8 protein-coding genes, 1 tRNA gene and 1 pseudogene are annotated in these 12,500 nt (G+C 73.6%); 4 read left to right on the top strand and 6 right to left on the bottom strand.

The genetic code is table 11. The features are described 5' to 3' along the window. The first annotated feature begins 10 nt into the window (after positions 1-10). On the top strand, positions 11-1,015 hold the full coding sequence (locus NEH16_RS03970; protein ID WP_265539238.1) for a sugar phosphate isomerase/epimerase family protein: 1,005 nt from the start codon (positions 11-13) through the stop codon (positions 1,013-1,015). A gap of 12 nt (positions 1,016-1,027) precedes the next feature. On the opposite strand, the gene NEH16_RS03965 is transcribed toward NEH16_RS03970, so the two are convergent. After that, complete coding sequence (locus NEH16_RS03965; protein ID WP_265539236.1) at positions 1,028-2,332, bottom strand: DUF2254 domain-containing protein; 1,305 nt, start codon at positions 2,330-2,332, stop codon at positions 1,028-1,030. A gap of 156 nt (positions 2,333-2,488) precedes the next feature. Between NEH16_RS03965 and NEH16_RS03960 the strand changes: the two genes are divergently transcribed. After that, positions 2,489-2,573 (top strand) — tRNA-Leu (locus tag NEH16_RS03960). A 110-nt stretch (positions 2,574-2,683) separates the two neighbouring features. Continuing rightward, positions 2,684-3,505: an RNA methyltransferase gene (locus NEH16_RS03955; protein ID WP_265547059.1), complete on the top strand. Its 822-nt coding sequence runs from the start codon at positions 2,684-2,686 to the stop codon at positions 3,503-3,505. Positions 3,506-3,515: 10 nt separating this feature from the next. Here the strand turns inward: NEH16_RS03955 and NEH16_RS03950 are convergent. The 5 genes and pseudogenes from NEH16_RS03950 to NEH16_RS03930 form a co-directional block, all read right to left on the bottom strand. After that, positions 3,516-4,104: pseudogene (locus NEH16_RS03950) on the bottom strand (class F sortase). A gap of 88 nt (positions 4,105-4,192) precedes the next feature. After that, complete coding sequence (locus NEH16_RS03945; protein WP_265539234.1) at positions 4,193-4,561, bottom strand: hypothetical protein; 369 nt, start codon at positions 4,559-4,561, stop codon at positions 4,193-4,195. Between the two features lie 104 nt (positions 4,562-4,665). Next, a complete protein-coding gene (locus NEH16_RS03940; protein ID WP_265539232.1) occupies positions 4,666-6,726 on the bottom strand; it encodes a sensor histidine kinase in 2,061 nt (686 codons plus the stop codon). Next, positions 6,710-7,438, bottom strand: a complete 729-nt coding sequence (locus tag NEH16_RS03935) for a response regulator transcription factor (protein WP_265539230.1) — start codon at positions 7,436-7,438, stop codon at positions 6,710-6,712. The genes NEH16_RS03940 and NEH16_RS03935 overlap by 17 nt, the downstream gene beginning before the upstream one ends. A 21-nt stretch (positions 7,439-7,459) precedes the next feature. Next, on the bottom strand, positions 7,460-9,196 hold the full coding sequence (locus NEH16_RS03930; RefSeq protein ID WP_265539228.1) for an AAA family ATPase: 1,737 nt from the start codon (positions 9,194-9,196) through the stop codon (positions 7,460-7,462). Between the two features lie 180 nt (positions 9,197-9,376). Here NEH16_RS03930 and NEH16_RS03925 point away from each other — a divergent pair, with 180 nt between their 5' ends. After that, a complete protein-coding gene (locus NEH16_RS03925; protein ID WP_265539226.1) occupies positions 9,377-12,481 on the top strand; it encodes an Eco57I restriction-modification methylase domain-containing protein in 3,105 nt (1,034 codons plus the stop codon). Positions 12,482-12,500: the final 19 nt, after the last annotated feature.

Genomic DNA, 12,500 nt, shown 5'->3' with positions numbered 1-12,500 from the left:
TCCCGTCCCCATGCCCCGTCCCTTCACCCTCTTCACCGGCCAGTGGGCCGACCTCCCCCTGGAGGAGGTCTGCCGGTACGCCCGCGACTTCGGGTACGACGGCCTCGAACTCGCCTGCTGGGGCGACCACTTCGAGGTGGACAAGGCCCTCGCCGACCCGGCCTACCTGGACGGCCGACGCCAACTCCTCGACAAGTACGGCCTGAAGTGCTGGGCGGTCTCCAACCACCTGGTGGGCCAGGCCGTCTGCGACCACCCCATCGACGAACGCCACCAGGGCATCCTGCCCGCCCGCATCTGGGGCGACGGCGAGCCGGAAGGGGTGCGCCGGCGGGCCGCCGCCGAGATGGCGGACACCGCGCGGGCGGCCGCCGCCTTCGGCGTGGACACCGTCATCGGCTTCACCGGCTCCTCGATCTGGCACCTGGTCGCGATGTTCCCGCCGGTCCCGCCGCACATGATCGAGCGCGGCTACGAGGACTTCGCGGAGCGCTGGAACCCGGTCCTGGACGTCTTCGACGCGGAGGGCGTCCGCTTCGCCCACGAGGTGCACCCCAGCGAGATCGCGTACGACTACTGGACCACGCACCGCGCGCTCGAAGCGGTGGACCACCGCCCGGCCTTCGGCCTCAATTTCGACCCGAGCCACTTCGTCTGGCAGGACCTGGACCCGGTCGGCTTCCTGTACGACTTCCGGGACCGCATTTACCACGTCGACTGCAAGGAGGCCCGCAAGCGCCTGGACGGCCGCAACGGCCGCCTCGGCTCCCATCTGCCCTGGGGCGACCCGCGCAGGGGCTGGGACTTCGTCTCGGCCGGACACGGGGACGTGCCCTGGGAGGACGTCTTCCGCATGCTGCGGTCCATCGGCTACGAGGGCCCGGTCTCGGTGGAGTGGGAGGACGCCGGAATGGACCGCCTGGCGGGCGCCCCGGAAGCGCTGGCATCGCTGAAGCGGTACGACTTCGACCCGCCGAGCGCGTCCTTCGACGCGGCGTTCGGCGGCAAGGACTGAGGGACCGGCCCCTCAGCCGATCCCCTGCCGGTCGGGCAGCAGCGAGAACCCCCGCTCGTCCGCGTCCGGCACCGCGTGCTCCACCGCCTGGACGAGGAGCGTGCGGTGCCGGACGAGCGGCCCCCGCCGGTCGGGGCCGGCCAGCGGCAGCAGGTCGTCGATCCCGGCGAGCAGTCGGCGCGACACCTGCGGGACGTCCGCCGCGCACCGGCGCACCTCCTCGAAACCCAGGTCCACCAGGTCCTCCCACGACGGCACCTCCTGCACGAGGCGGACCGCGCCGGAACGGTCGCGGTGGTGCACCGTGCCCAGCGGCAGCCGCACCGCCGCCGCCAGGAACTGCACGATCCGGTCCAGGCACTGCACGGCCGTCGTCGGGTCGTTCGTCGCGGCGGACAGCGCCCGCAGCGCGATGTCCGACAGCTGGCGCAGCCCGAACGCCAGGTCCTGGTGCAGGGTGCGCTCCACGCCCACCGACACCGTGTACCGCAGGGCGTGCCGGCCCGGCGCCGCCCCGCCGTGCACGGCGAGCACCGGCGTCCCCGGCACCACGAAGTCCCCGAGCCGGGGGACCAGCCGGAGCACCACACCCTGGCGCCGGGCGGCCCGGACCAGCCGGGCGACGTTGACATCGCGGAGCACCCCGGCCCGTCCCTCGTACAGGATCCGCCCGGTCTCGTCGGGCAGCGGCTCCCCGCCCGGGCGGCCTGCGGGCATCCGGCCCAGCACCCGGAAGGTGTCCCGGGTGATGTGGTCGAGGACGGGCCCGATCTGCATCAGGCGCAGCGTGGAACTCACGTACGCGATGAAAAGGAGCAGGCTCAGCCCCACGAGCAGCGCGGTCAGCACGCTCTGCACGAACGGCAGCGAGGTGACCCGGCGCGGGTCGGTCTCGCTCTCGTACGAGCTGAGGACCAGCAGCGAGAACACGAACGTCGCCAGGAACACCGACAGGGTCAGCTTGCTGATCCGGCTCCGTACGAAGATCCGCACCACCCGGGGCGTGAGCTGGCCGCTCGCCATCTGCACCGCGACCAGCGAGATGCTGAAGACCACACCGATGAAGGTCATCATCGCCGAACTGACCGTGACCACGATCTGCTTGGTGTCCTCGGCGACCTTCACCAGGTCCTGGATCTCCTCGTACGCCTGCTCCTCGCGCAGGTACGAGACGATCTGCTCGTCCACCGCCGAGGCGGCGAACCAGAGCACGCACGCGACGACGAGCGTCATGGCCGGGGCGAACCAGAAGGTCTCGCGCAGATGTTCGCGCAGCGGCGACAGCGCGCGGGGAGGACGGGAGCCGCGATCACTCATGGTGGTGAACGTAACCCGCCCCGCCCGGCCACCGGCGGATCCCGCCGCCGACCCTCCGACGGCACGGTCCGTACGCACGGATATGCAGGTGAGAGGCGCCCCGAACCCCTGGTATTGTCTTCTATGTCGCCGCGGGAGACCGGGGCGGTTCACCTGGTCCGGGTGGCGGAATGGCAGACGCGCTAGCTTGAGGTGCTAGTGCCCTTTATCGGGCGTGGGGGTTCAAGTCCCCCCTCGGACACTCATCCAGTTCCCACGGTTCATCGCGAACCGTGGGAATTTCTGGTTTCCGGGGCGGCCCAGTGCCGCCGACGGAGGAGCCGATCACCCCTTGGAGGATTTCCGGTGGCTGTGCAGCGGATCACCACCCGCAACGCCCGCTTTCAGCAGTTCCAGACGCTGCTCACCAACCGGACCAAGCGCGGCCGCGCCCGCGAGTTCATCGTCCAGGGCGTCCGGCCGATCACCATGGCCGTCGAGCACGGCTGGACGATCCGCTCCCTCCTGTACGACGCGAGCCGCCCGCTCTCCCGCTGGGCGGAGGAGCTGGTGCGCGGCATCGGCACGGAACGCATCGCCATGGCCCCCGACCTGCTCGCGGAGCTGAGCGAGAAGGCCGAGGGCGCCCCGGAGGTCCTGGCCGTGGTCGAGATGGAGCCGGACGACCTGACCCGCATCCGGGTCGACGAGGACTTCCTCGGCCTCGTCTTCGACCGCCCGACGCAGCCCGGCAACATCGGCAGCATCGTCCGCTCCGCCGACGCCTTCGGCGCCCGCGGCCTCATCGTGACGGGGCACGCGGCCGACCCGTACGACCCGAAGGCGGTCCGCGCGACGACGGGCTCCTTCTTCGCCCTCCCCGTCGTCCGCACCCCCTCGCACCGCGAGGTCGGCGACTGGCTGGACGCGGAGCGCGACCGGGGCCGCCCGGTCCTCGTCGTCGGCACCGACGAGGACGGCGAGTGCGACGCCTCGGAATTCGACCTGACCCAGCCCGTCCTGCTGCTCATCGGCAACGAGACGGCGGGCCTGAGCAGCGCCTGGCGGGACCGCTGCGACCACATCGTCAGCATCCCGATGACGGGCTCGGCCAGCTCGCTGAACGCGTCGAATGCCGCGTCGATCGTGCTGTACGAGGCGCGGCGCCAGCGGCTGGCGAAGCGCAAGGGCTGAGAGCGCCCGGCTACGTCCGCTTCGCGTAGACGATCAGGTTGTCCACCGGGTGGCCGGCCGTGTCGAAGGCGCCGTCGCAGGTGATCAGGCGCAGGGCGCGTTCCGTGGTGCGGCCGTAGACGCGGGCCGTCGGGAAGGCGTGCTTGCTCACCGTCTCCAGGGCCGTGACCTCGAAGCGGACGTCCTTGCCCCGGGTGTCCCGGACCACGATCTCCGCGCCCTTGGCGATCTTCTTCAGGTCGTGGAAGATGGCCCGGCCGAAGCGGGTGTCGTTGTGGCCGATGAGCACCGCCGCGCCGGGTTCGCCGGGCACGGCGCTGCCCGTGTACCAGCCGGTCGTCATGCCCTTGTCGGCCGGCGGCACCTCGACCGAGCGGTCCGGGTTGAGGCCGAGCCGCATGACGTCGCTGTCCACGCCCAGGGACGGGATGGAGACGTGGGAGGGCGGTTCGGCGGTGGGGGCGGGGTCTGGGGGCCGCCGCCGACGCGGGGGCCTCGGCCTCGGAGGGCTGCGGCGCGGGGTCGCCGGAGCAGCCGGTCAGAGCGGCGAGCGCGGCGAGGGCCAGGGCGGCGGCGAGCGGACGGGCGGTGCGGGGCATGGACAGGGCTCCAGGGGTCGTACGTACGGCAGTGGCGCCGCCCGGGTCGGTAGGGCGGCGCCACTGCGGCTCATCGGCTGGGGACGGGTCAGCCGTCGCGGCGGGCGGTGCGGCGGCGCACGACGAACGTCCCGGCGCCGCCGAGCAGCAGCGCGGCGGCCGCGGAGCCCGCGAGGGCGGTCGTGCCGCCGCCCGAGGCTCCGGCGGGCTGCTCACCGGCTGCGACGCCGCCGCGCGGGGCCTCGGACGGGACCGCCGAGGGCGGCTCCGTCGCGGCGGCCGACGGCACGGCGGACGGTTCGGCGGACTGCTCCGCCGGGGGACGGGTCGGCTCGGCGGACGGCTTGGCCGACGGCCTGGCCGAGGAGTCGGCGAAGGCCGCGGTGGCCGGTACGCAGACCGCACCGGCCGCGACGGCGGCGAGGAGGGCGGTACGCAGGGTGGTGCGCAGGGGCATGGGCAGGGCTCCGTTCCGGATCGGCCTCAGGGGCGGCCGCGGTGCGGGTGCGCACCGCGGCGCGAGGCGTGCGGACAGGCTCGCGCCAAGTTGTGAGGAAGCTGTCAGATCGTTGTGTTCATCGCATCAGGGTCGTCCGGAGTGCCGGGGGACGTGGTGCCGGCCGGGAAGCGGAGCGTGAACACCGAGCCCTCGCCCGGGGTGCTCGACGCCGTGGCCGTACCGCCGTGCGCCTCCGCCAGCTTCCGCACGATCGCCAGCCCCAGCCCGCTGCCGCCCGTCCGCCGCGACCGGGACTTCTCGCCGCGCCAGAACCGGTCGAAGACGCGGGCCAGGTCGTCCGCCGGGATGCCGCTGCCCGTGTCGGCGACGTCCACGAGCACCGCGTCCCCGTCCTCGGAGCCGTAAGCCCGCAGCGTGACCTTCCCGCCCTCCGGGGTGTGGCGCACCGCGTTCGACACCAGGTTGCCCACCGCCTGCCGCAGCCGGACCGGGTCGGCGCTCAGCGCCGGCAGCGGGCGGTCCGGCGGCCGGACGCCCAGCGCCACGCCCGCCGCGTCGGCCCGGGCCTGGTGCGCGGCGGCGACCTGCCCCAGCAACTCCGCCACCTCCACCGGTTCCGGGTGCAGCCGCAGCGCGCCGGCGTCCGCCTGCGCCAGGTCCTGGAGGTCGTCGATGATGTGCTGGAGCTGGACCGCCTCCGTGTGCAGGAAGGCGATGAACTCCGGGTCCGGGTCGGCCACCCCGTCCTGCGCCGCCTCCAGCCAGCCCCGGATGTTGCTGAGCGGGGTGCGCAGTTCGTGGGCGACGTCGCTGACCATGGCCTTGCGCTGCGCCTCCAGGCGGGCGCGGTGGGCGGACATGTCGTTGAACGTGGCGGCGAGCCGCCCGATCTCGTTGTCCGCGGCCACCACCACCGGCGCGGTGTCCTCCCCGTCCCGCATCCGCTGGGCGGCCCCCGTCAGCGCCCGCAGCGGGCGTACGAGGCGGGCGCCGACGAGCACCGAAGCGCCCACGGTCAGGGCCAGCACCAGGGCAGCCGCGCCCGCGATCCGCGCGGTGTTCGCCGGGGAGAGGTCGAAGCCGGGCACGGTCGCGCCGCCCGGGTCGCCGATGAACAGCAGGGCGGGCGAAGCCACGTACGAACTCAGCTGCTCCCGGCGGGCGGTGCCCACACAGGAGGCGACGGCCCGGTCGTTCTCGCCGGTGGCGGCCGCCTGCTGGTCGCCGGGGCCCGGCACCGCGCCGGGCACATCGCGCGGCTCCGCGCGGGGCGCCTCGGTCGGGACCGCGCTCGGCTCGGCGGTCGGCGGCATCGTGGCCATCGGCGCGGCCGGCACCGGCACCGCCTCCGCCGGAACGGGCTCGGCGGCCTGACCCCAGGACAGGCCCAGGCTGAGGTGGACGCCGTCGCGGCCCTGGCGCTCCAGACAGGCGTCGGCCAGCTGATTGAGCGCCTTCAGCGCCTTCCGCTCCGTCGCCGTCGGGGTGTCCAGCGCGTCCACGGCGCAGCCGGTGCCCCGGATGCGCTCCGGGTCGTTGCCGCCCACCACCTGGATCAGCGGGCGCCCGCTCGCACCCGCCACCACATCCGCGGCGATCCCGAAGTCACCCAGGCAGGCCACGCCCCGGTCGGCGGTCTTCCGCAGCCGGGTCCGCTCCGCCTCGGGCAGCCGGAACGGCCCCACCGCCCGCGGGTCGACCCGGTCCGTGGTGGTGCTGCCCGTCGCCCCGGCGCCCGTCGACAGCGCGGTGTCCACGGACAGCGGATCGACCACCGCCGACGCCTGGGCCGGGAGCGCCGCCGCGTCCCGGGCCGCCGAGTCGGCCAGCGGGGCGCGGGCCTGGGTGGTCAGCGCGATCCGCCGCCCGGACTGCTCGGCCAGCTCGCGCACCGTGGCCCCGACGCCGTCCCAGGTCGGATGAGCCGCCGCGTAACCGAGCAGCCGGTGGTAGATCCGGGCGTCGGCGGCCAGGTTCTGGCCCTGCTCCTGCCGGATTGCGCCCGAGGTCGTCTGCACGGCGAGCCAGGCGGTGGCCGCCACCGAACAGGCCGCGACCAGGGCGGAGACCGCGAGCAGCCGGGCGAACAGGCTCTTGCGCAACGGCACGGTCCGCCGCGCACCCGGGCCGGGCGAGCGGCGCACGCTACGAAGTCGCCGCACGGGCCGCCGCCTTCGCCGGGTCCGTCAGCTTGTAGCCGACGCCGAAGACGGTGAGCAGCCGCACGGGCCGGCGCGGGGCCGGTTCGATCTTCTTGCGCAGGTTCATCACATGCACATCTACGGTCCGGTCGCTGATGTACCGGTCGAATCCGTGCAGTTCGCCCAGGAGCTGCTGCCGGGAGAACACCCGGTCCGGCTCGGCGGCCAGCGCGGCCAGGATGCGGAACTCGCCCGGGGTGCACTCCACGGCCCGCCCCTCCACCGACACGACGTGCCGGACCGGGTCGACCACCAACGCCCCCACCCGCAGCACCCCGGCATCCTCCGGTTCGCCGCCCGCGCCCCGCCGGCTGCGGCGCAGCAGCGTACGCACCCGGGCCATCAGCTCGCGCGGGCTGTACGGCTTCGTCATGTAGTCGTCGGCGCCCAGATCGAGGCCGAGCAGCAGATCGTCCTCCGTGGTGCGGGCGGTGAGCATCAGCACCGGCAGCTCCCGGTGTTCCGCGCGCAGCACGCGTACGACGTCGAGGCCGTCCGCCCGGGGCATCATCACATCGAGGACCAGCAGATCCGGTTCCCGGTGCCGGACCGCGTCGAGCGCCGCGAGGCCGTCGGGCGCGAGGGTCACCCGGTGGCCCTCGCGTTCGAGATAGCGGCGGAGCAGCTCGGCCTGATTCTCGTCGTCTTCGGCAACGATCACATGTGCGCACACGCGATCGATCGTAGACAGGCGTTACGCCGTGCCCACGTCCCGGTGCGACTCCATCAGCTCGTCGTGCGCGGCGACGAGGTCCCAGGCGAGGATCGTGACCATCTCCTCGCGGGTCGGTGTGGAGTCGGCGTGCGCGGAGAACAGCCGCAGGTCGCGCTGCGCCGACGCCTTCGCGCACAGCTCCCGGGCGAACCGGGCGTTGCCCACCAGATCGGCCTTGCCGCCGTCCACGATCGCCGCGCACAGCGAGTTCAGGACGTCGAGCGCGCCCGCGTCCGGCTCGTCGCCCTGCGAGGCCAGCACGGACCGGGCGATCAGCACCAGTTCCTCGGCGGAGTACGAGGGGAAGTCGACCCGGGTGTTGAACCGGGAGACCAGTCCGGGGTTGGTGGCGAGCAGCTCCGACATCTCGTCCCGGTATCCGGCGAGTACGACGACGAGCCGGTCCCGGTCGTCCTCCGCCCGCTTCAGCAGGACCTGGATCGCCTCCTTCCCGAAGGCGTCACCGCCGTTGAGCCCGGTGATGTTGAGCGAGTACGCCTCGTCGATGAACAGCACCCCGTTCAGCGCCGAGTCGATGACCTCGTTGGTCTTGAGGGCCGTCGACCCCAGGTGCTGTCCGACCAGGTCGGCGCGCTGGGCCTCCACCACATGCCCCGAACTCAGCAGCCCGAGCCCGGCGAAGACCTGGCCGATGATGCGGGCCACGGTCGTCTTGCCGGTGCCGGGCGGCCCCGCGAAGACGAAGTGCCGGGGCCGGGCCCCGCCGGGCAGGCCCTGCTCCTCGCGCAGCGCGGACATCCGCAACTGCGCGAGCAGCGTGCGCACCTGGCGCTTCACCGGCTGGAGCCCGATCATGGCGTCGAGCGCCCGCTGCGCCTCGGCGAGCACCCTGGCCCGCTCGTCGGCGGACAGCTCGCCCTCGCCGTCCCCACCGGAACCGGACCGCGCCGGAGCCCCGCCCGCCGTGGCCGCGACCGGAGCGGCGGGCGCCGGGGCGGGCTTGCTCACCGGGCGGGCCTGGGCGCGCGACTCCACGTCGAGCAGGTCGGGCGCGCACCGGAACGCGTACTGGTACCGCTTCAGCGCCTCCTCCTCGCGGCCCAGCGCCTCCAGCGACCGCCCCATGAAGTACTTCACCTCGGCGTCGAACCTGCTGCCCGCGTCCAGCCTTCCCGGCAGCGCGGAGAGCACGTTCAGCGACTCGTGGCAGACCCCCTGGGCGAACAGCGCCCCGCCCACGTACAACTGCGCCTCGTCGCGCAGGAACGCGTCACCGATCCCGGGCGCGAACTTCAGGACGAGCGGCCAGTCCTCCTTCAGGAACGCGTACCGGGTGCAGACGAACCGGGTCTCGTCGCAGTCCAGCAGCGCCGTGGAGAGCCCCTTCCACGCCTCGTCGAGCCGCCGGTCGTCGAGGAAAGCCGACATGGCCGCCAGCCACAGATCGCGGGAGGTCTCCAGCCGGAAGGTGACGTAATGGCCGATCTGGAAGGTCGACCGGAAGGGCGACTGGTACTTCGAGCGCAGCGCCCCGAACCGCGCGGAGCTGCGCAGCATGCCGTCCAGTGCCGCCTTCTGGTCGGTGCCGGTCACATGCAGTCCCAGCCAGGCGTCGGCGGCGCTCGGGTCGTGCTGCGTGGCCAGCGCGAACTGCGCGGCGGCCCCCGGGTTGTCCCCCTGCCGCATGAGGACCATCCCCTGGTTCCACGCCTGCTCGGCCTTCCTCGCCGACCCCCGGCTCGCGGCACCCTGCACGTGACTCTCCCCTCGCCGGGCACCGTCCGCGCCCGTGGCCCCCGGCCGCCGTGATCACATCCGCAACGGTCGTTCAGGATAGCCAACGCCCGGCGAACGGCCTCCCGGACGCCGACCGCCTCGGATACGATTTCGCTCCCCGTCTCCGCTCCGCACCGTCACCGCCGGGAAGTCCGCCTGATGTCCGCCCTCCCCAGCAGCCGGACCCCGGACCGGCTCCGCAAGGGGGTGCGCGCCGCGCTCACCACCCTCGGCACCGGCTTCCTGCGCCACCCCGCCAACACCGCCCTGCGCGCCGACGCGGACGCCGGCGCCCTGCACAACGCCCTCCTTCGCCTCGTCTTCCGGCTCCTCTTCCTCTTCGTCACCGAGGACCGCGACGCCCTGCTGTCCCCGGCCGCGACCACCCCGGCCAGGACGCGGTACGCGGCGCACTTCTCCACCGCCCGCCTCCGCGCCCGCGCGCGCGGCTCCGTCGAGGACAGTGACCTTTACGCGGCGCTGCGCGCCGTACTCGACGCCCTCGGCGGCGCGGACGGGGAACCGGGCCTCGGACTGCCCGGTCTCGGCGGGATCTTCACCGCTACGGAGGCCGATGCCCCGCTGCACGGCCTGGCCCTGTCCGACGCCGACCTGCTGACGGCGGTGCGCCAGCTGTCCGAGGCCCCGGACCCGGCCACACGCCGCGCCCGCCCGGTCGACTTCGGCCGCCTCGACGCGGCGGAACTGGGCTCCGTCCACGAATCGCTCCTCCAGCTCGTCCCCCGGATCGACGCGGCGGACGGCGCCTTCACGCTGGTCGGGCTGCCCGGCAACGCCCGTAAGACGACGGGCTCCTACTACACCCCGGCCGCCCTCGTGGAATGCCTGCTCGACGCCGCGCTCGACCCCGTCCTCGACGCCGCCGTGGCACACGGCGAGGCAACGGACGCCGCCGACCCTGCCGGGGGAGCGGCCCGGGCGCTGCTCGCCCTCACCGTCTGCGACCCGGCCTGCGGCTCCGGCCACTTCCTGGTGGCGGCGGCCCGCCGCATCGCCCGGCGCCTCGCGGCGGTGCGCGGCGGCGGCACGGAGGCGTCCCGCGACGCCCTCCGCGAGGTCGTCGCCCGCTGCGTGCACGGCGTGGACCTGGACCCGATGGCCGTCGAACTGGCCAGGATGGCGCTGTGGCTGGAGGCCCCGGAACCCGGCCGGCCGCTCACCTTCCTCGACGCGCGCGTCAAGCACGGCAACGCCCTGATCGGCGCGGCGCCGGACCTGCTGCGGCGCGGCGTCCCGGACGCGGCGTTCACCCCGCTCGCGGGCGACGACCGCGCGCACGCCAGGGCCCTGAGGAGGCGGAACAGGGCCGAGCGGAAGGACGTGTGCGACCGGCCCGTCGAACCGCCGCGCGAGGCCGCCGACGCCTGGTGCGCCGCGTTCCTGTGGCGCAGGACGGCGGACGCGCCGCCGGGGGTGACCGAGGCGGTCCTCCGCGACCTGCCGGGCGCGCCCCGGGCCACCCACGAGGAGATCGCCCGGCTGCGGGACCGGTACCGCTTCTTCCACTGGCACCTGGAATACCCCGAGGTCTTCGGACCGGACGGGCCCGGCGGCTTCGACTGCGTCCTCGGCAACCCGCCCTGGGAGCGCATCAAGCTCCAGGAGCAGGAGTTCTTCGCCCAGCACGACGCGGAGATCGCCGCCGCGAAGACGGCCGCCGCCCGCAAACGCCTGATCGCCGCGTTGAAGGAGGACCCGGACCGTACCGCCCTGCACACGGCGTTCGAGGCGGCCAAGCGCACGGCGGAGGGGACGAGCCACTTCCTGCGCTCCGGCGGACGGTATCCGCTCACCGGGCGCGGCGACATCAACACGTACGCCGTCTTCGCCGAGGCGGGCCGTGCGCTGACCGGCCCGCGCGGCCGGATGGGCATGATCGTGCCGACGGGCATCGCCACGGACGCGACGACCCGCTTCTACTTCAAGGACCTGGTCGACAGCGGCACGCTCGCCGCCCTGTACGACTTCGAGAACGCCGCGCCGGTCTTCCCCGACGTCCACCGCTCGTTCAAGTTCAGCATCCTGTCCCTGACCGGCCGGGCCCTGCGCGAACCCGCCGCCCGGTTCGCCTTCTTCCTCCGCGACCCTGCCGAACTCGCCGACGAGGGGAGGGTGTTCGCGCTCACGCCCGAGGAGATCACGCTCCTCAACCCCAACACGGGCACCTGCCCGGTCTTCCGGACCCGCCGCGACGCCGAGATCACCCTCGGCATCTACGCGCGGCTCCCCGTCCTGATCAAGGAGGGCGACCCGGACGGCAACCCGTGGGGCGTCACCTTCGGCACGATGTTCCACATGGCCAACGACTCGCACCGGTTCCGCACCCGCGAGGAGCTGACGGCCACCGGCTGGCAGGCGGCCGGAAACCACTACGTCAACGGCGACCGCGTCATGCTCCCGCTGTACGAGGCCAAGATGGTCGACGCCTACAACCACCGCGCGGCCGACGTGGTCAAGAGCGCCACCGCCGTGAAGCGCCAGAACCAGCCCGCCTATCTCACGGCCGACGCCTGGGCCTCCGCGTCCCGCCTGGCCGTCCCCGGCAACTGGGTGGACCGCGCCGAGACACCGCCCGGCACCCCGCCCGGCCGGCTCGCCTTCCTCCGGATCAGCAGCCCCACCAACCAGCGCACCATGATCTCCGCGATCCTGCCCCCGGCGGCCATCGGCGACTCCGTCTTCCTGCTGCACACCAGGAACTCACGCGACAGCGCCGCCCTGGTGGCCCACTTCAACTCCTTCGTCTACGACTACGTCACCCGCCAGAAGGCGGCGGGGCTCAACCTCAACTTCTTCCACATCCGCCAACTCCCCGTCCTGCCGCCGGATACCGTCCACCGCCACACGGACTTCCTGACCCCGCGCGTCCTCGAACTCACCTGCACCGCCCATGACATGGGCCGCTTCGCCGCCGACCTGGGCGACACCGGCGGCCCGTTCCACTGGGACGAGGACCGCCGCGGCCGGATCCGCGCGGAACTCGACGCGTTCTTCTTCCACCTGTACGGGATCGGCCGCGCCGACACCGCGTACATCCTGGACACCTTCCCCATCGTCCGGCGCAAGGACGAGGCACGGTACGGCGGCTACCGCACCAAGGACCTCATCCTGACCGCGTACGACCACATGGCCGCCTCGGGGCTCGCGGCGGGGGCGCGTACACCTCGCCGCTCAGCCCGCCACCGGGCGACGGGCCCCGGCACCGGTGCTCCGCGGGGAATGATCCCGGCCCCCCGTGGGTAGGTTCGCCGACTGTTCGGTC

The sequence above is a fragment of the Streptomyces drozdowiczii genome (assembly GCF_026167665.1).
Taxonomy (GTDB): Bacteria; Actinomycetota; Actinomycetes; order Streptomycetales; family Streptomycetaceae; genus Streptomyces; species Streptomyces drozdowiczii_A.
Note: the sequence above shows the minus strand (reverse complement) of the source record. Positions and strands in the feature narration are given on the sequence as shown.